Origin of the sequence: Pseudomonas sp. NY15372 (assembly GCF_048068215.1) — a bacterium.
In the GTDB taxonomy this organism is placed as follows: Bacteria; Pseudomonadota; Gammaproteobacteria; order Pseudomonadales; family Pseudomonadaceae; genus Aquipseudomonas; species Aquipseudomonas guariconensis_A.
The window spans coordinates 350,387-368,844 of the sequence record NZ_JBLUPY010000002.1; the positions used below are offsets into that span (position 1 = coordinate 350,387).

An 18,458-nucleotide genomic window follows, 5' to 3' on the forward strand; every position below is an offset into this window, starting at 1 on the left:
TGGATTCAGCAAAAAAGGCGCCTCTTGGGAGAGCCGCCTTTTCTGGTTGGGGTTCGGGTTACAACAGGTCGTACTGCTTGAGCTTCTTGCGCAGGGTGCCACGGTTGAGCCCGAGCATCTCGCTGGCCTTGGTCTGGTTGCCCTTGACGTAGTTCATCACGCTTTCGAGCAGCGGTGCCTCGACTTCCGACAGCACCAGGTTGTAGACGTCCGTGACGGTCGCCCCTTCCAGGTGCGCGAAGTAGTTGTGCAGCGCCTTCTCCACGCTGTCGCGCAGGGTCTGACCCTCTTCGCTCGGCGTATTGAGGTGCTGTTTCAGGTTGGCGTTGTCGCTCACGGGCGTTGTTCCACTCACTAATGTCTCGGTCATCATCGTCATGCGGCCACCCCTTGTCCGTCCTCTGTCTCAAGGCTCTCTCGACGCTCGCGGAAAAACGCGCGAACGTTGGCGCACTGCGCTTGTGTATCTTCCAGCGCATTGAACCGGGCGCGGAACTCCTTGCCGCCCGGTCGTGTTGCCAGGTACCAGCCAACGTGCTTGCGGGCGATACGTACGCCCATCACATCGCCATAGAAGGCATGCAACGCCGCCAGGTGCTCCAGCAGAATGTGTTCCACTTCCTCCAGCGCCGGGGCAGGCAGGTGCTCGCCCGTACGCAGGTAATGCTCGATCTCGCGGAAGATCCACGGCCGCCCTTGGGCGGCACGGCCGATCAGCAGGCCGTCGACACCGGTGGCATGCAGCACCGCCCGGGCCTTTTCTGGCGAAGTGATGTCGCCGTTGGCGAAAACCGGGATCGACACCGCCTGCTTGATCGCCGCGATGGTGTCGTACTCGGCTTCGCCGGTGTACAGGTCGGCGCGTGTGCGGCCATGTACCGCCAGCGCCTGGATACCGGCCTGCTCGGCGATCTTCGCCACGGTCAGGCCGTTTTTGTTCGCCCGGTCCCAGCCGGTGCGGATCTTCAGGGTCACCGGTACCTCCACTGCGCCGACCACGGCGTGGAGGATTTCGCTGACCAAGGCTTCGTCTTTCAATAAAGCAGAGCCGGCGGCCTTGTTGCAGACTTTTTTCGCCGGGCAGCCCATGTTGATATCGATGATCTGGGCGCCAGCCTCGACATTGGCCCGGGCCGCCGCGGCCAGCATCTGCGCATCGCCACCGGCGATCTGTACCGAGCGTGGCTCGGGATCGCCTTCATGGATGCGGCGCAGGCGCGACTTGCGGCTGTTCCACAGGCTCATGTCGCTGGTCACCATTTCCGAGACGACCATGCCGGCGCCCAGGCGCTGGCAAAGCGTACGGAAAGGTTGGTCCGTGACCCCGGCCATGGGCGCGAGGATCAGGTTGTTTCGCAGTGTGTAAGGGCCGATGCGTACCGCCGACATAGGTGTTCCCTGTTGTGGGGCCGAATCATTGGAGTCCGAAAAAGGGTTGGCATGATACCCGCTCTCGATGACCGGATAAAGATGAATCTGGATAAAATCTGAACAGCTAGGGGCTTATGACTTTGCGATCCAAGTTGCAAATTGTGGGCCGTTGGTGGGTTTTCTCGGGCCTGTTTCGCGGGCCATCGCGACACGAGGCTGCTCCCACATGCGCGGCGAAAATCTGCTGGCCCTTGAAGGAGCCTTGTAGGAGCGGGCTTGTCCCGCGATTGGGTCGGGCCCGATATTACCGCCGCCTGGCAAGGTCGCCCTTGATCGCGGGACAAGCCCGCTCCTACAGGTGTTCGGGTGCAAGGCGCCCCTGTGGATCACTCCGGCGAGCGGAAGCTCAGGCTGTAGTTCACCGCCTTCGGGCCGGGGTCGAGGATATCCAGGGCGATGTGGATCGGCGTCTGGCTCGGCATGTCCCCGCGCCCGGCCAGCTCGCCCGAAAGGTATTCGCTGGGCTTGAAGCGACGGCTGGCGATCAGCTGGCCGTTGAGGTCGGCAAATCGCAGCTCCAGCAGTGGGAACGGCTGGGAGAAGGGGGCCCGGTTGTAGATGATCGCATCGACGATCAGCGCGCCCTTGAAATCGGGGTGGCTGCGCACCACCAGGTTGCTGCTCTTGATCCGGCTGACGTCGACCCGGGTCGGCACCTGGCAGCCAAGCATCGGGCACAGCTGTTGGAACCACGGGCGGTACTGGTCTTGGCGGGCCATTTCGTCGAAGTGGTAGCTGATGTACTGGAAGGCCAGCAAACCTGCGGCCAGTAGGGTCAGCACACTCCACAGCAGGCGCTTGGCCCAGTTGGGCTTGGCCTTTTGCCAGTCGAGCTGCAGCGGGTCGTCCACCACATGCACCAGCGGTTCCTTGCGCGCCTGGCGTTCGGCCTTGGCTGCCAAGGCCGGTTCGGGCCGCTCGTCGGCGAGGTTCTCCAACTCGTCGTCATCACGGGCCGACAGGCGGACGTGGCCGTGCTCGTCATCGTCCCGTGCCGACAGTCCTTTTTCAGGGATGTCGTCGTCCAGGCGGGTGAAATGCGCGGCCCGCTCGTCATTGCCCTGCCGCTCGACCTGGTCGAATGCGCCTGGTTCCTCGTCGTCCAGCACCAGGCCATTGCCCAAGGTCGGCTCGGTACGATCGCCCGGTTCCGGTTCTGCTTGCAGGTGGAGGGTTGGCTCTTCGACCAGGACAGGCGCCGGCTCGTCGTTCGCGTGAAGCTCCGGCTGTTCGCCGGTCGCCGTACCGAAGGGTTCGTCGGCGTGGTCATCAGGGCCATGCTCGTCGCGCCGGGCCTGCAAGGCATCTTCACGGGGCGGGGCCTGGCGTTCCACGGGCGCATCGCGACGCTCGAGGCGGGCCAGTTCCTGGTCCAGGTCCAGGTCATCCAGGGCCTGTGCGGTAATGGCCCAGTCCTCGGGTTCGGTGTTCGGCTGCTCGCTGATCGTCGGTTGCGCCGCCTCGGGTGCCGGTGCCTGTATCGGTGCCGCTGGGGCTGGGGGCGTGCGGTTCTGCTCCAGCAACTGCTTGGCGGCGTTGAACACCTGCAGGCAGTGGCCGCAGCGCACCACGCCCCGGGCCACGCTCAACTGATTGTGCGTGACGCGAAAGCTGGTCTGGCAATGGGGGCACTGGGTGACGAAACTGTCGGTCATGCGGCGATCCGGGCTGTGCAGAGGGTTAAGTCTAGGTTGACCTAGCGACGGCGACCACTGATGCGTACCCAGCCGTCGCGCACGACGATCGGGTCCAGGTCGAAGTCGGCGGCGTAGGCAGCGGCTACTTCGTCGCCTTGTTCGGCGAGGATGCCTGACAGTGCCAGCAGGCCGCCAGGGCGAACCAGGCCGGACAACTGCGGCGCCAGCGAGACCAGCGGGCCTGCCAGGATGTTGGCGACCAGCACGTCGGCCTGCATGGCCGGCATCTGCTCGGGCAGGTACAGGGCGAACCGCGCGTCGGCGATGCCGTTGCGCCCGGCGTTGTCACGCGAGGCCTCCAGGGCCTGGACGTCGATGTCGGTGCCCACCGCTTCACGGGCGCCCAGCAGCAGGGCGGCGATGGCCAGGATGCCCGAACCGCAGCCGAAGTCCAGCACCTGGGTGCCTTCGAGTTGCTGGCCGTCGAGCCATTCCAGGCACAGGGCGGTGGTGGGGTGGGTGCCGGTGCCGAAGGCCAGGCCCGGGTCCAGGAGCAGGTTGACCGCGTCTTTCTCCGGGGCGTCGTGCCAGCTCGGGACGATCCACAGGCGGCGGCCGAAGCGCATGGGCTGGAAGTTATCCATCCAGCTGCGTTCCCAGTCCTGGTCCTCGATCACTTCGGCATGGTGCTCGGGCAGCTCGGCGCCGGTCAGCAGGCGCAGGTGGGCGAATACCGCCTCGGGCTCGGCATCGGCCTCGAACAGGGCCAGCAGATGGGTGTGCGACCAGAGCGGCGTGGTGTTGAGGTCCGGTTCGAAGATGGGCTGGTCTTCGGCGTCCATGAAGGTCACGGAAACGGCACCCACTTCGAGCAGGGCGTCTTCGTAGGTTTCGGCTTGGTCTGGGCTGATGGCCAGGCGTACTTGCAGCCAGGGCATGGCGGGCACCTTTGGTAAATCGACAGGGGCAGCCCAGGGCTGCGCGGAGCCTGGCAGTTTACTTGAGTGCGTGGGGTTTGTAGAGGTCGGCTCAGGGGCTGGCGATGCAACAACGCATCGAGGCTGCTTCGTAGCCCAATCGCGGGACAAGCCCGCTCCCACAGGGACGGATCTTCAGTCAATAAAAAACCCCGGAACAAGTCCGGGGTTCTGTTGCATCACGCTAACGCGATCACTCCTGGTTGGCCAGTTTGTGCTCGAGGTAGTGGATGTTGACGCCGCCTTTGCAGAAACCTTCATCACGCACCAGGTCGCGGTGCAGTGGGATGTTGGTCTTGATGCCGTCGACGACGATCTCGTCCAGGGCATTGCGCATGCGCGCCATGGCTTCGTCGCGGTCCTTGCCGTAGGTGATCAGCTTGCCGATCAGCGAGTCGTAGTTCGGCGGAACCGAATACCCGCTGTACAGGTGCGAATCGACGCGCACGCCATTGCCGCCTGGGGCATGGAAGTGCTTGACGGTACCTGGGCTCGGGATGAACTTGCGTGGGTCTTCGGCGTTGATACGGCACTCCAGGGAGTGACCGCGGATCACCACGTCTTCCTGGCGGATCGACAGCTTGTTGCCAGCGGCGATGCTCAGCATCTCCTTGACGATGTCGATGCCGGTGACCATTTCCGAGACCGGGTGCTCGACCTGGACGCGGGTGTTCATCTCGATGAAGTAGAAGCGGCCGTCTTCGTACAGGAACTCGAAGGTACCGGCACCGCGGTAGCCGATCTCGATGCACGCGTCGACGCAACGCTTGAAGACTTCTTGGCGGGCCTTCTCATCGATGCCCGGGGCCGGCGCTTCTTCCAGGACCTTCTGGTGACGGCGCTGCAGCGAGCAGTCGCGATCGCCCAGATGGATGGCGTTGCCCTGGCCGTCGGACAGTACCTGGACTTCCACGTGGCGTGGGTTGGTCAGGAACTTCTCCAGGTAGACCATCGGGTTGCCGAAGGCTGCACCGGCTTCGGTACGGGTCAGCTTGGCCGAGGCGATCAGGTCCTCTTCCTTGTGCACCACGCGCATGCCGCGGCCACCGCCGCCACCGGCGGCCTTGATGATCACCGGGTAGCCGACGTCACGGGCGATCGCCAGGGCGACTTCCTCGTCTTCGGGCAGCGGGCCATCGGAGCCAGGCACGGTCGGTACGCCCGAACGGATCATCGCGTCCTTGGCCGAGACCTTGTCGCCCATCAGGCGGATGGTGTCGGCTTTAGGGCCGATGAAGGCGAAACCGGATTTCTCCACCTGTTCGGCGAAGTCGGCGTTTTCCGCCAGGAAGCCGTAACCGGGGTGGATCGCGGTGGCGCCTGTCACTTCGGCGGCAGCGATGATCGCCGGGATGTGCAGGTAGGATTCCTTGGACGATGCAGGGCCGATGCAGACCGACTCGTCTGCCAGGCCCAGGTGCATCAGTTCGCGGTCGGCCGTGGAGTGAACAGCGACGGTCTTGATACCCAGCTCTTTGCAGGCACGCAGGATCCGCAGGGCAATTTCCCCGCGGTTGGCGATCAGGACTTTTTCGAGCTTCCCAGACATCGTTGGCTCTCCGCGATTCAAACGATGGTGAACAGCGGCTGGTCGAACTCAACCGGCTGACCGTCTTCCACCAGGATGGCGTCGATGACACCACCGACATCGGCTTCGATGTGGTTCATCATCTTCATGGCTTCGACGATGCACAGGGTGTCGCCCTTCTTCACGGTCTGGCCAACTTCAGCGAAGTTCGGCGAGGTCGGCGAAGGCTTGCGGTAGAAGGTGCCGACCATCGGCGAGCGGATCACGGTGCCTTTGAGGGCAGGAGCGGCGGCTTCGGCGGCCGGGGCCGGGGCAGCGGCAGCGACTGGGGCGGCAGCGGCAGCCGGGGCGGCTACCGGAGCCGGAGCTGCGAAGTACTGGGCGCCGGCCGGGGTCTTGCTGTGACGGCTGATGCGAACGGACTCTTCGCCTTCCTTGATCTCCAGTTCGTCGATGCCAGACTCTTCCAGCAGTTCGATCAGCTTCTTGACTTTACGGATATCCATTAATCATCAACTCCCAAGGTTCGGTCGGGGACGTAATTTAAAAAACGTGGCTAGAACGTTTATCCAGGCCCTGGCCCGAAGGAGCCAAGGCCTTGTGTCATCAGGGCTGTGCGTTGGCAGCCAGGTATTCCAGTGCAGACTCCAGGGCCAACCGGTAGCCGGTGGCGCCCAGGCCGCAGATCACCCCTACGGCGACATCGGAAAAGTAGGAGTGATGACGGAACGGTTCACGCTTGTGCACGTTGGAAAGGTGCACTTCGATGAATGGGATGCTCACAGCCAGCAATGCGTCACGTAATGCGACGCTGGTGTGGGTGAAAGCAGCCGGGTTGATCAGGATGAAGTCCACGCCTTCGTTGCGCGCGGCGTGGATACGATCGATCAGCTCGTACTCGGCATTGCTCTGCAGGTATTGCAGGTGGTGGCCAGCGGCGCGGGCACGCTGCTCCAGGTCCTGGTTGATCTGGGCAAGGGTCACGGCGCCATAGTGGCCTGGCTCGCGGGTGCCGAGCAGGTTGAGGTTAGGGCCGTGTAGCACCAGTAAGGTAGCCATCTGCGAATTCCTTGGTCTTGTAGGGCAATACGACATGAGCGCGGCGACTATGCCGCAAGAGGGCGTCGGGTGTCCAGTTCCCGGCAATAGCCAGCACGTTGTCCGAGATTCGCGCAAAATATGTGACCAGATGATTAAGTTTGGTCATTAATCGCGGGAAAATTGCCGGCTCGCGGGAAGTTATAGACCCAGATCGCGGCGCACGCGCGCCAGGTGATCGGCAAATTCGACGGCATTCACTTCGCCAATGACCCGATCGGCGGTTATTTCGCTGCCGTTCGCGGCAAAGAACAGCAGCGCAGGTGGGCCGAACAGCTGGTAACGATCGAGCAGGGTGCGTTGCTCGGCATTGCTGTCGGTGATGTCGAAACGCAGCAGCTTGAAGCCGGCGAGCTGTGCCTGAACCTGGGGCGCATCGAGCACTTCGCGCTCGATCACCTTGCAGCTGATGCACCAGTCGGCGTACCAGTCCAGCAGCACCGGCTGGCTGGCCGCCTTGGCCTGGGCCAGAGCGGCGTCCAGCGCAGCCGGGGTGGTGATGGTCTGCCAGGCATCGGCCTGGTTGGCTTGCGTGCTGGCGGTACTTGCGATGGCAGGTGATGGCAGGGGACGCAAGGGGTCGCCCTGGCCATTAAGAGCGCCGTACCAGCAGGCCAAGGCATAGAACAGCAGGGCCAGGCCAAGAAGCTGCGCCAGGCGCTGGCGTGGTGTCTTGACCACGAACTCCAGGGCACCGAGGAACAGCGCTACGCCCGCGGCCAGCAGGCCCACCAGCAACAAGGTTACAGGCCCCGGCAACACGCGGCTGAGCAGGCCGATGGCCAGGCCCAGCAGCAACACGCCGATGGCGTTCTTGACCGTATTCATCCATGGGCCGCTTTTCGGCAACCAGGCTGCACCGCCAGTGGCCACCACCAGCAACGGTGCCCCCATGCCCAGGCCCAGGGCGAACAGCTTCAGCGCACCGCCCAGGGCATCGCCGCTGGCACTGATATACAAAAGCGCCCCGGCCAACGGTGCCGATACACAGGGCGAGACCAACAGACTGGACAGCACGCCCAGCACCGCGGCGCCCACCAGCGAACCGCCCTTGGTGCGGTTGGCGACGCTGTTCAGGCGGTTGCTCAGGGCCTGGGGCAGCTTGATGTCGAACAGGCCGAACATGGCCAGGGCGAAGAGCACGAAGAACAGGGCGAAGGGCACCAGCACCCAGGCCGACTGTAGGCGTGCCTGCAGGTTCAGGCTGGCACCGAACACACCCATCAGGGCGCCGAGCACTGCGAAGGAAACGGCCATCGGCAGCACGTAGGCCAACGACAGGCTCAGGCCGCGCCAGCCGCCCACCTGGCCGCGCAGTACCACGCCGGAGAGAATCGGCAGCATGGGCAACACGCATGGGGTGAAAGTCAGCCCCACGCCGGCGAGGAAGAACAGCAGCAGCGATTGCCAGTTCCAGCCCTGTTCGCTGCTGGCCGGCGTGGCACCGGCTGGGCCGCCTGCGCCGTCGATGCTCAGGCGTTCGGTTTCCGGTGGGTAGCACAGGCCCTTGTCGGCGCAGCCCTGGTAGCCCACCAGCAGGGTGAAGGGGCGCGGGTCGTTGGCCGGGCGAGGCAATTCGATGTCGAGCACGCCGTGGTACACCTCCACGTCGCCGAAGAACTCATCGTGCTTGGCTTCGCCTTTAGGGATGTTCGGCGTGCCGAGGGCGATGTCGGCCGGTTCTGTGCGGAACTGGAAGCGATGGCGGTAGAGGTAATAGCCCTCGGTGGCGACGAAGCGCAGTTTGATCGACTGGGCGTCGGCCTGGACCAGGCTGAGCTTGAAGGCTTCATGGACGGGAAGAAAGTCGGCGCTGTTGCCCAGCGAAGCGGCGCCGAGGGTGGCGCTGGGACGGTTGTCGAGCAGGCCTGCGGCGAACGTGGGGCTGGCCAGTAGCAGGAGCAACAGGAAAAACAGGCGGCGCATGGTGGTCTCGCTAGGTGAAACGTGGGGGCATGATAGCGGAGTTGCCGCCGATTGGGGGCTGGCGCTCATCATGGCATCGTCATCGCGCGATCTCCCAGTCGATGACGATGCAGCGGCAAGCACTAGCCTACTCACACCCTGAAAGCTCGCACCGCCCGGTTCAGTTCACCTCCCAGGCTCAGCAACTGCTCCCCTTGCTCCCGCCCTTCGCCGATGCGCTGCAGGTTGTCTTCGCCCAATGCATGAATCCGCTCGCTGTGATCGCGGATCTCGCTCACCGCGCCCGTCTGCTGTGCGGTCACCTCGGCAATGCGCACGGCCGTATCGGCAATGGTGCGAATCGCTCCGACGATCTCGTCCAGCGCGCCATCGGCCGCCTGGGCCTGGCTGGCGGTGGCCTCGGCGTGCTCGAGCTGGGCGCGCATGCCGCTCACCGACTCGCGGGCGGCCTGTTGCAGACGGTCGATCAGCGTCTGGATCTCGCCGGTGGCGCCGGTGGTGCGCTGGGCCAGGGAGCGCACTTCGTCGGCGACCACGGCGAACCCCCGGCCCATTTCGCCGGCCCGGGCCGCCTCGATGGCGGCGTTGAGGGCCAGCAGGTTGGTCTGCTCGGCGATGGCGCGGATCACCGTCAGCACGCCACCGATGGTGGCCGACTCCTCGGCCAACTGCTCGATGGCCTGGGCGTTGCCTTGCACCTCGTCCACCAGCGCCCGCAGGCCGGACAGGCTCTGGCCGATCACCGCCTGGCCCTGCTCCACCGCACGGCCGGCGTCACGGCTGGCATCGGCGGCGGCGCTGGCGTCACCAGCCACCTGCTGGATGGTCGCCTCGAGCTCGCCAAGGGCGTCACGGATCTGCCCCGTGTCGCCGGCCTGGCGCTCAGCACCTTCGTGCAGGGCGCTGCTCATGCTGGCCAGGGCATGGCTGCTACCGGCCACCTGCTCGGCGTTGTGGCGCAGCGTGCCGACCAGCTCGACCAGGTACTGGCGCAGGCGGTTGAGCGAGGCCTGGATATCGTGCAGCTCGCGGTTGGTGCGGCCGAGGTCGACAGGCTGGGCGAAATCGCCCTCGGCCCAGCGTGACAGGGCCGGTGCCAGACCAGTCAAGGTGCCTGCCAGGCGACGCTGGAGGGTGTCTATGAGCAGGGCGATGAGCAGGATCAGGCCGATCATCAGGCCCTGGATCAGGCGCACTTCGCTGGCGATCTTCGCGTGCAGGCCGCGGACTTGCGGCTCCAGCCCGGCGATGGCCTGCTGCACGGCGGCCAGGCGCTCGCCGGTACTGGCGGCCAGGGCCGCGCGGCGTTCGATCTGCTCGCGGGTGCGTTGCAGCTCGGCCGGGTAGCGCGCCAGCAGGCTTTGCAATTCGCGCTTGAGGCCCAGCGCGACGTCTTCCTGCTGGGCGCTGGTTTGGGTATCCAGGCCCATCAGCGCGGCGAAATCGTCGGCGTTGGATTCGGCGGCACGGGTCACGCCAAGCAACGGCAGCCCATCGACCACCTGGGCCTGGGCACGGATCAGCTGCAGTTCGCGCTCGACTTCCTCGGCAAGCTCGGCCCGGCCGCTGGCCACCAGCTTGCCACGGGCCAGCGACAAGCGCCCCAGGTGTAACGAGGCGTCCAGCAAAGGTGCCAGGTAGCGGGCAGCGTCTGGGTTGGCGCTATTGCGGGCATAACCTGCCAGCTGCTCGAAATTGGCGCCCAGTTCGCGTTCGGCCTGCAACAGCAAGGCCTGCGGGTCGCCGGCCAGCTTGCCGGCGGCGAGCAGTTCAGTGGCGGTGAAGGCCTGCAGGTCGTCCAGGCTGGGGCGCAGGGTCTGGGCCAGGTTCGCGGGCCAGTCGGCAAGGGCCGCTTGTAGCCCTTGGGTAGCCTCGCTGGCTGCGGCATGGCGCAGGGTGTCGCCGCTGGCCAGGTAGGCCTGGATGTTACGAGCCGCATCGTTCTGGAACTGCTGGGAAAGGCCCAGGTAGCGCTCCATCAGTTGATAGGGGCGCTCCAGCGCGCGCTGCGACCACCAGAGGGTCGCGCCCAGGGCGATGCAGACGGTTACCAGCAGCAGGGTATTGAAATTGGTCAGCCACTTCAGGCGCATAGCCGTGAACTTCCAGCGGGGAGGTGTAAAGGTAGGTGCCTGAAGTTATTGCGGTTTTGTGACCGGGTGATGACCGACGGGAAAAAAGTGGCGTTTTGCCTGTATTGGCCCAATCGCTGGCACGCGCCCATAGCGATCGGAGTAGGAGCCGGCTTGCCGGCGATTGGACCTGCACGCGCCTCAGGGTTCTACGCGCACCACGCAATTGCGCCCGGCGTGCTTGGCCCGGTACAGCGCTTCGTCGGCGGCGCTGGCCATGGTCAGCGCATCGAGGCTGTCGTCCAGTTGCACCACCCCGGCGCTGAAGGTGCAGCGTAGGTCGTGGGGCTGGGCCGGATAGAGGATCTCGCCGAAGCGCTGGCGAATCTCGTCGAGCACCTTGTGCGCGGCCTCCAGCGGCGTGTCGGGCATGACGATGGCGAATTCCTCGCCACCATAGCGCCCGATGAAGTCGGTCTTGCGCAGGCGCTGCTTGAGAAACAGTGCCAGGCTCTTGATCACCCGGTCGCCCATGGGGTGGCCGTGGCGGTCGTTGATCTTCTTGAAGTGGTCGATATCGAGCATGGCGAAGCTCAGCGGCTGCGCCTCGCGACGGGCGCGGAAGCTGCAATCTTCGAGGAGCTGGAGGATATGGGTGTGGTTGTACAGCCCGGTGAGGCTGTCGCGCACCATGCGGGCCTTGAGGTGGCGGGCGCGAGCGGCGCGGTTGCGCACCGTGGTGATCAGGTGCCGCGAGCGGATCGGCTTGGTCAGGAAGTCGTCGCCGCCTTCGCTCATGGCGTCCAACTGCTTGTCCAGGTCATCCTCGGCGGAAAGGTAGATGATCGGCACGCTGACGTAGCGGTCATTGTGGCGGATCACCTTGGCCAGTTCGGTACCGGTGCAGGCGGGCATGTACATGTCCAGGATCACCAGGTCGGGCTGGAAGTCGGCCAGTTCGGCCATGGTGCGGATCGGGTCGGTTAGGGTGCGGGTGATGATGCCGGCGCCGTTTAGCAGGCGTTCGGTGAACATGGCTTGGGCCCGAGAATCGTCGACGATCAGCACCCGCAGTGGGTCGTACTGGGCGGCACTGGTCAGCAGCTCGACCTTTTCCAGCAGGCTCGAGGCGTCCAGGGGGCCGGTGAGGAATTCCTGGCCGCCGGCGCGCACGGCAGCCAGGCGGGTAGGGGTGTCGGCTTCATGGTGGCTGAAGAACAGCAGTGCGATAGGCTGTTCGCGGCCTTGCTGGGCTTGGGCTGCCAACACCAACCCTTGGCCTTGGCCGGTGAAATCGACATCCATGACGATGGCGCACGGCTGGCGTTCGCTCATCGCGGCGGCAAAAGCCTGGGCATCGAACAAGGCCTGTACGTGCAGGCCGAAGAATTCCAACTGCTGGGCCAGGCGCTCGGCGCGGTCGTGGTCCTGGAGCAGGATGTACACCGGTTTGCGCAAGGGCGGCAGCACTACGTTGTCGAGCGGGTCGCCCTTGCGCAATCCGCTGCGCGAAAGACGGTGCATCAGGCGGTGCTGCTGAAGGCGCTCGTGGTTCGACTCGGCTGGCTGGGTCATGTCCTGGCTGCTTGTTGGAGGAATGTGCAGGTGCAATGATGGCTCCATGCTAGCATCCCTTTCCCGGGTGGCGCCTGCCCTATATCAACAAAGTTTGTAAGGACGAATATTCAGTTACCGACTCATTGGTCGCTTATGCGTAAGGCGGTGTCTGCTTTATAGTGCTGCCACGCGGGCTTGCCGTGGCACCCTGGCTGGGGCTGGTGGTCCAAGCCCCTGAACTGTCGTGACTGATAAGGACAACGCCATGCTGGACTGGAAAAACCGCGAGGCCAAAGCCGAGCCCCGCGAGCGTGTCGACGCCCGTGGCGCCGCCACCCGTAGCTACCTGGGCGGGCTGTGGAGCCGCGCATTGGGTACCCTGATCGGCCTGTACCTGCTGGTGTGCATCGGCCTGGGCTGGTATTGGAGCCAGGAGCCGGACCTGTTCCCGGTGCAGCAGAGCGCCCAGGCTGCCGCCGAGCAGAGCGGCCAGCAGATGGTGGTCGGCTACACCACTATCGAGACCCTCAAGAGCGTCGCCAATACCCTGCTGACCAAGCCGGGCGGCTACATCTCCAACGACCGCTTCCCGCCGGGGCTGTGGATGGACAACATGCCGAGCTGGGAATACGGCGTGCTGGTCCAGGTGCGCGACCTGTCCCGTGCCCTGCGCAAGGACTTCGCTCGCTCCCAGTCGCAGTCCACCGAGGATGCGGACCTGGCCAAGGCCGAGCCGCGTTTCAACTTCGACAACAAGAGCTGGATCCTGCCCTCGAGCGAGTCGGAGTTCGAGGAAGGCATCAAGTCCCTGAGCCGTTACCAGAAGCGCCTGGCCGCCGGTGACCAGGGCGCGATCTTCTATACCCGCGCGGACAACCTGAACAACTGGCTGGGCGATGTGGCCACCCGCCTGGGTTCGCTTTCCCAACGCCTTTCGGCCAGTGTGGGCCGGGTCAAGCTCAACAGCACTCTGAAGACCGAGTCGGTGGTCGCCGGCCAGGCGCCACAGGTGGACGAGGAGCTGGTGGAAACCCCGTGGCTGCAGATCGACAACGTGTTCTACGAAGCCCGTGGCCAGGCCTGGGCCTTGTCGCACCTGCTGCGCGCTATCGAGGTGGACTTCGCCGATGTGCTGGCGAAGAAGAACGCCACGGTCAGCGTGCGCCAGATCATCCGTGAACTGGAGGCCTCCCAGGAAGCGCTGTGGAGCCCAATGGTGCTCAACGGCAGCGGCTTCGGCATGTGGGCCAACCACTCGCTGGTCATGGCCAACTACATTTCCCGCGCCAACGCTGCGGTCATCGACCTTCGCCAGCTGCTGTCGCAGGGCTGACGGTGGCCATCAGCCCAGCGGAGGCCGCGCACCGCGCAGCCTCCGACCGCGAACTGGTGGCCTGGGTCGACGAGGCCGACCAGTCGCTTGGCGCGCTGCCCCGGGCCGAGCTGCGTGAACGTGGCTTGATCGGGCGCTGTACCTTCATCCTGTTGTTCAACGGTGCCGGTGAGCTGTGCGTGCACCGGCGCACCTTGAGCAAGGCGTTGTACCCCGGTTATTGGGACGTGGCGGCTGGCGGCATGGTGGCAGCGGGTGAAAGCTACGCCGAATCGGCCGCCCGGGAGCTGGCCGAAGAGCTCGGTATCGCAGGTGTCGAATTGCGTTTCCACGAACGGTTCTATTTCGACCAGCCGGATAACCGGCTGTGGTGCGCGGTGTATTCGGCGGTGTCCGATGGGCCGCTCACGTTGCAGCCGGAGGAGGTCAGCGAGGCGCGTTTCATTAGCTTGGCGCAGGTGGAAGCCGATCGCGGGCAGTTGCCGTTCTGCCCCGATTCGCTGGCGGCCTTGGACCGCTACAAGGCCAGCCTGGCCTGAGCGCGTGGCCCCCATCGCGGGGCAAGCCCGCTCCCACAGGGGGAGGCTGCGCTAGCCGCTTGTTCTTTGAGCGACAGCGCAGCCCGGCAGGGATGGGGAATCTCCCACAGGTGCTCCACCCGTCTTCAGGGCGACGGGAAACCTGTAGGAGCGGCCTTGTGCCGCGAAAGGGCTGCAAGGCAGCCCCTTTGCCCGAGGGTCGCAAAAGTTTCGCAAAATGGCGCATTCCAGTACTTAGCAATCGCCTGATTTATCGTTACACTGCGCGCCCTTTTCGGGCTGTCGCAGGATCTGCGGCAGTAGCGCTGCCCCTGCCAGAGTGGGGCTTCGCGGTCGGCCCTGGCCCCAGGTGCCGACCAGTATTTTGTCCTCAGCAAGAGGAACAAAAGTGGCCAAGAAAGCTTCTTCCTTCGCCGCCCTTGGCGGTCTCGTTTATTCCACCGATGCCGGCCGGCATTGCCCGGATTGCGGCAAGCCGGTGGACGCCTGCATTTGCAAGCAACAGGTCATCCCCGAAGGTGACGGTATCGCCCGCGTGCGCCGCGAAAGCAAAGGCCGTGGCGGCAAGACCGTGACCACGATCACTGGCGTCCCGCTGCCCCTCGACCAGCTCAAGGAGCTGGCCAGCACCCTCAAGCGCCGTTGCGGCACAGGGGGAGCGCTGAAGGATGGGGTCATCGAGATCCAGGGCGACCACGTCGAGCTGCTGCTCGGCGAGTTGACCAAGCAGGGCTTCAAGGCGAAGAAATCCGGCGGTTGAGCCTGCTCGCGCGATTTTTTGCCCAGTGCTTTCTAAACTCGTTCCCGTGGCAAGGGTCTACCCCTGACACGGACGAATCGTCATTTTCGGTTTCTACACTGCCTGCGCGCCCATGTGGGGCAGTGTCTTCGACTTATCTACAGGGGACTTGAATGTCCGTACGACGCACACGCAAAGACGATGGCAGCCAATGGACCGTGGCCGACAGCCGCAGTGTTTATGGTATCCGCCATTGGGGCGCTGGTTATTTCGCCATCAATGAGGCCGGGCGCGTCGAAGTGCGCCCCAACGGCCCGGACAGCGCCCCGATCGACCTGTACGAGCAGGTCGACGAACTGCGCCAGAGCGGCCTGTCGCTGCCGCTGCTGGTGCGTTTCCCCGACATCCTGCAGGACCGCGTGCGCCAACTGACCGGCGCGTTCGACGCCAACATCGCGCGCCTGGAGTACCAGAGCCAGTACACCGCCCTGTACCCGATCAAGGTCAACCAGCAGGAAGCGGTGGTGGAGAACATCATCGCCACCCAGAACGTCTCCATTGGCCTGGAGGCCGGCTCCAAGCCCGAGCTGCTGGCAGTGCTGGCGCTGGCGCCCAAGGGGGGCACCATCGTCTGCAACGGCTACAAGGACCGCGAATTCATTCGTCTGGCGCTGATGGGCCAGAAGCTCGGCCACAACGTGTTCATCGTCATCGAGAAGGAATCCGAGGTCGCCCTGGTGATCGAGGAAGCCGCGGAGCTCAAGGTCAAGCCGCAGGTCGGCCTGCGCGTGCGCCTGTCGTCGCTGGCCTCGAGCAAGTGGGCCGATACAGGCGGCGAGAAGTCCAAGTTCGGCTTGTCCGCCGCCCAGCTGATCTCGGTGGTGCAGCGCTTCCGCGATGCCGGCCTGGACCAGGGCATCCGCCTGCTGCACTTCCACATGGGCTCGCAGATCGCCAACCTGGCCGACTACCAGCACGGTTTCAAGGAAGCCATCCGCTATTACGGCGAGCTGCGTGCCCTAGGCCTGCCGGTCGATCACATCGACGTCGGCGGTGGTCTGGGCGTGGACTACGACGGCACCCACTCGCGCAACGCCAGCTCCATCAACTACGACATGGACGACTATGCCGGCGTGGTGGTGGGCATGCTCAAAGAGTTCTGCGACGCCCAGGGCCTGCCGCACCCGCACATTTTCTCCGAGAGCGGCCGCTCGCTGACCGCGCACCATGCCATGCTGGTGATCCAGGTGACCGACGTCGAGAAACACAACGACGAGGTACCGACCATCGAGAACAAGCAGGCGTTGCCCGAGACCGTACAGTGGCTGGTCGACCTGCTGGGCCCTACCGACATCGAGATGGTCACCGAGACCTACTGGCGCGCCACCCACTACATGGGCGATGTGGCCGCGCAATATGCCGACGGCAAGATCAGCCTGGCCGAGAAGGCCCTGGCCGAACAGTGCTACTTCGCCGTGTGCCGTCGCCTGCACAACTCGCTCAAAGCCCGCCAGCGCTCGCACCGCCAGGTGCTGGACGAGCTCAACGACAAGCTGGCCGACAAGTACATCTGCAACTTCTCGGTGTTCCAGAGCCTGCCGGACACCTGGGCCATCGGCCAGGTACTGCCGATCATCCCGCTGCACCGCCTGGACGAGGAACCGATGCGCCGCGCCGTGTTGCAGGACCTGACCTGCGATTCCGACGGCAAGATCAACCAGTACGTCGACGAGCAGAGCATCGAGACCAGCATGCCGGTACATGCGGTCAAGGAAGGCGAGGACTATCTGCTGGGCGTGTTCCTGGTCGGTGCCTACCAGGAGATCCTTGGCGACATGCACAACCTGTTCGGTGACACCGATTCGGTGAACATCTACCAGAACGCCGACGGCAGCGTGTACCACGCCGGCATCGAGACCCACGACACCATCGAGGACATGCTGCGCTACGTGCACCTGTCGCCGGAAGAGCTGATGACGCACTACCGCGACAAAGTCGCCAGCGCCCGCATCACCGCTCGCGAGCGGACGCAGTACCTGGATGCGCTGCGACTGGGGCTGACCCGTTCGTCGTATCTTTCGTCGTAAAACCCCGGGGGCCGCGTTGCGGCCCTTTCGCGGCACAAGGCCGCTCCTACAGGGGATTCTGATCCTTTATAGGAGCGGCCTTGTGCCGCGAAAGGGCAGCAAAGCGGCCCCAACTTCACCGAACCCACTGCCCTTTCGATTGCAACCGCCAGCCCATCCACCCCAGCGTCACCGCCCGCAACCCCATGAACCCCAGGAACGCCAACCACAACCCATGGTTGCCGAGCCCGTTCATGAGCACTGCCAAGGGCAGCGCGATCAGCACTGACAGCAACATCGCATTGCGCATCTCCCGCGCTCGGGTCGCGCCGATGAACAACCCGTCGAGCAGGTAGCTCCACACCGCAACCAACGGCAGCACCGCCAGGTAGGGCAAGTACGCGTAGGCGGCCTCGCGCACGCTGGCAATATCGGTCTGCAGGTCGATGAACAGATGCCCTCCCAGCAGAAACACCACGGCGAAGCCCAGGCTGACGATCAACGACCACCCACACGCCACTACCAGCGAGCGACGCAGCGCCTCGCGGTCGCGGGCACCGATGGCATGGCCGCACAGCGCCTCGACCGCATGGGCCAGGCCGTCCAAGGCATAGGCGGTGAGCATCAGGCCATTGAGCAGCAGGGCGTTGGCCGCCACCGTGGCTTCGCCCAGGCGCGCGCCTTGCACGGTCACCAGCAGGAACACCAGTTGCAGCGCCAGGCTGCGCAGGAAGATGTCGCGGTTGACCGCCAGCAGCGGCCGCCAGGCCAGCCAGCGCTTGAGCCGTGCCCAGTCGACCCGGCCTGGGTAGGCGCGCAGCGCCGGGCGTGTCAGGGCCAGGCCGAGCAGGGCGGCGCTCCATTCGGCGATCACCGAGGCCCGTGCCGAGCCCAGCACGCCCCAGTCCAGGCCGAGCACGAACCATAGGTTCAGCGCGATGTTCAGCAGGTTGGTGGTCAGCAGGATCGCCAACGGCGCCCGGGCGTTCTGAGTGCCGAGGAACCAGCCGACCAGCGCGTAACTGGCCAGCGCAGCCGGCAGGCCGAGCAGGCGGGTGTGGAAAAACGCCTCGGTGGCTTGTTGCAACGCCGCGCTGGGCGCCATCGCATGTAACGCCAGCTGGCTGAAGGGGATCGCCAGCAAGCCGATCGCCGTCGCCAGCACCAGGGCCAACAGCAACCCCTGCACCAGCACCTGGCGCAATGCCGCGCCGTCGGCGCGCCCGGCGGCCTGGGCGGCGAAACCGGTGGAGCCCATGCGCAGGAACCCCATCAGCCCGACCATGAAGGTGAACAAGGTCGCGCCCACTGCCACGGCACCCAACTGGTGCGCATGGGGCAGGTGACCGATCACGGTGCTGTCGACCAGGGCCACCAGCGGCACCGAGATGTTGGACAGGATCATCGGTGCGGCCAGCGCCCAGACCTTGCGGTGGGTGAGGCGGTGGTGCCAGTCGGTGACTAATGAAGACATGTGAATCCTTCGTTCCAGGGCCGCTTCGCATCCCATCGCCGGCAAGCCGGCTCCCACAATTCCTGTAGGAGCCGGCTTGCC

Annotated in this window: 15 protein-coding genes; 4 read left to right on the top strand and 11 right to left on the bottom strand. The window is 64.9% G+C overall.

Going from position 1 to position 18,458, the window contains the following annotated elements:
- Positions 1-58: 58 nt before the first annotated feature.
- From fis to ACNFG0_RS03235, 10 genes are all read right to left on the bottom strand, one after another.
- Positions 59-379, bottom strand: a complete 321-nt coding sequence (fis, locus tag ACNFG0_RS03190) for a DNA-binding transcriptional regulator Fis (protein ID WP_008093076.1) — start codon at positions 377-379, stop codon at positions 59-61.
- The gene (gene dusB, locus ACNFG0_RS03195; RefSeq protein ID WP_196154828.1) at positions 376-1,389 is read right to left on the bottom strand and encodes a tRNA dihydrouridine synthase DusB; all 1,014 of its coding nucleotides are present in this window, start codon (positions 1,387-1,389) and stop codon (positions 376-378) included. The genes fis and dusB overlap by 4 nt, the downstream gene beginning before the upstream one ends.
- A 368-nt stretch (positions 1,390-1,757) precedes the next feature.
- Positions 1,758-3,086: a DUF3426 domain-containing protein gene (locus ACNFG0_RS03200; RefSeq protein WP_196146657.1), complete on the bottom strand. Its 1,329-nt coding sequence runs from the start codon at positions 3,084-3,086 to the stop codon at positions 1,758-1,760.
- 41 nt (positions 3,087-3,127) lie between these two features.
- Positions 3,128-4,006: a 50S ribosomal protein L11 methyltransferase gene (gene prmA / locus ACNFG0_RS03205; RefSeq protein ID WP_416763994.1), complete on the bottom strand. Its 879-nt coding sequence runs from the start codon at positions 4,004-4,006 to the stop codon at positions 3,128-3,130.
- 232 nt (positions 4,007-4,238) lie between these two features.
- Positions 4,239-5,594, bottom strand: a complete 1,356-nt coding sequence (gene accC / locus ACNFG0_RS03210; RefSeq protein WP_196146659.1) for an acetyl-CoA carboxylase biotin carboxylase subunit — start codon at positions 5,592-5,594, stop codon at positions 4,239-4,241.
- Positions 5,595-5,611: 17 nt separating this feature from the next.
- Positions 5,612-6,079, bottom strand: a complete 468-nt coding sequence (accB, locus tag ACNFG0_RS03215; RefSeq protein WP_196146660.1) for an acetyl-CoA carboxylase biotin carboxyl carrier protein — start codon at positions 6,077-6,079, stop codon at positions 5,612-5,614.
- A gap of 100 nt (positions 6,080-6,179) precedes the next feature.
- A complete protein-coding gene (gene aroQ / locus ACNFG0_RS03220) occupies positions 6,180-6,632 on the bottom strand; it encodes a type II 3-dehydroquinate dehydratase (protein WP_070090423.1) in 453 nt (150 codons plus the stop codon).
- A gap of 180 nt (positions 6,633-6,812) precedes the next feature.
- Positions 6,813-8,597, bottom strand: coding sequence for a protein-disulfide reductase DsbD (locus ACNFG0_RS03225; protein WP_416763995.1), 1,785 nt, complete (start codon positions 8,595-8,597; stop codon positions 6,813-6,815).
- A 131-nt stretch (positions 8,598-8,728) separates the two neighbouring features.
- Entirely contained in the window at positions 8,729-10,690 is a 1,962-nt protein-coding gene (locus ACNFG0_RS03230; RefSeq protein WP_416763996.1) for a methyl-accepting chemotaxis protein, read from the bottom strand.
- A gap of 180 nt (positions 10,691-10,870) precedes the next feature.
- Positions 10,871-12,244, bottom strand: a complete 1,374-nt coding sequence (locus ACNFG0_RS03235; protein ID WP_196146670.1) for a diguanylate cyclase — start codon at positions 12,242-12,244, stop codon at positions 10,871-10,873.
- A gap of 247 nt (positions 12,245-12,491) precedes the next feature.
- On the opposite strand from ACNFG0_RS03235, the gene ACNFG0_RS03240 reads away from it, so the two are divergent.
- The 4 genes from ACNFG0_RS03240 (at position 12,492) to speA (ending at position 16,924) form a co-directional block, all read left to right on the top strand.
- Positions 12,492-13,559, top strand: coding sequence for a DUF2333 family protein (locus tag ACNFG0_RS03240; RefSeq protein ID WP_196146663.1), 1,068 nt, complete (start codon positions 12,492-12,494; stop codon positions 13,557-13,559).
- Positions 13,560-13,561: 2 nt separating this feature from the next.
- Complete coding sequence (locus ACNFG0_RS03245; protein ID WP_196146664.1) at positions 13,562-14,098, top strand: NUDIX hydrolase; 537 nt, start codon at positions 13,562-13,564, stop codon at positions 14,096-14,098.
- Between the two features lie 388 nt (positions 14,099-14,486).
- On the top strand, positions 14,487-14,858 hold the full coding sequence (locus tag ACNFG0_RS03250) for a translation initiation factor Sui1 (protein ID WP_196146665.1): 372 nt from the start codon (positions 14,487-14,489) through the stop codon (positions 14,856-14,858).
- Positions 14,859-15,010: 152 nt separating this feature from the next.
- A complete protein-coding gene (gene speA / locus ACNFG0_RS03255; protein ID WP_196146666.1) occupies positions 15,011-16,924 on the top strand; it encodes an arginine decarboxylase in 1,914 nt (637 codons plus the stop codon).
- Between the two features lie 115 nt (positions 16,925-17,039).
- Here the strand turns inward: speA and ACNFG0_RS03260 are convergent, their stop codons facing one another.
- Positions 17,040-18,377, bottom strand: coding sequence for an MATE family efflux transporter (locus tag ACNFG0_RS03260; RefSeq protein WP_416763997.1), 1,338 nt, complete (start codon positions 18,375-18,377; stop codon positions 17,040-17,042).
- Positions 18,378-18,458: the final 81 nt, after the last annotated feature.

Bases quoted from the DNA above. Each gene is read 5' to 3' on its own strand.
- fis (WP_008093076.1), bottom strand. From the start codon at position 379: ATGACGATGATGACCGAGACATTAGTGAGTGGAACAACGCCCGTGAGC.
- dusB (WP_196154828.1), bottom strand. From the start codon at position 1,389: ATGTCGGCGGTACGCATCGGCCCTTACACACTGCGAAACAACCTGATC.
- ACNFG0_RS03200 (WP_196146657.1), bottom strand. From the start codon at position 3,086: ATGACCGACAGTTTCGTCACCCAGTGCCCCCATTGCCAGACCAGCTTT.
- prmA (WP_416763994.1), bottom strand. From the start codon at position 4,006: ATGCCCTGGCTGCAAGTACGCCTGGCCATCAGCCCAGACCAAGCCGAA.
- accC (WP_196146659.1), bottom strand. From the start codon at position 5,594: ATGTCTGGGAAGCTCGAAAAAGTCCTGATCGCCAACCGCGGGGAAATT.
- accB (WP_196146660.1), bottom strand. From the start codon at position 6,079: ATGGATATCCGTAAAGTCAAGAAGCTGATCGAACTGCTGGAAGAGTCT.
- aroQ (WP_070090423.1), bottom strand. From the start codon at position 6,632: ATGGCTACCTTACTGGTGCTACACGGCCCTAACCTCAACCTGCTCGGC.
- ACNFG0_RS03225 (WP_416763995.1), bottom strand. From the start codon at position 8,597: ATGCGCCGCCTGTTTTTCCTGTTGCTCCTGCTACTGGCCAGCCCCACG.
- ACNFG0_RS03230 (WP_416763996.1), bottom strand. From the start codon at position 10,690: ATGCGCCTGAAGTGGCTGACCAATTTCAATACCCTGCTGCTGGTAACC.
- ACNFG0_RS03235 (WP_196146670.1), bottom strand. From the start codon at position 12,244: ATGACCCAGCCAGCCGAGTCGAACCACGAGCGCCTTCAGCAGCACCGC.
- ACNFG0_RS03240 (WP_196146663.1), top strand. From the start codon at position 12,492: ATGCTGGACTGGAAAAACCGCGAGGCCAAAGCCGAGCCCCGCGAGCGT.
- speA (WP_196146666.1), top strand. From the start codon at position 15,011: ATGTCCGTACGACGCACACGCAAAGACGATGGCAGCCAATGGACCGTG.
- ACNFG0_RS03260 (WP_416763997.1), bottom strand. From the start codon at position 18,377: ATGTCTTCATTAGTCACCGACTGGCACCACCGCCTCACCCACCGCAAG.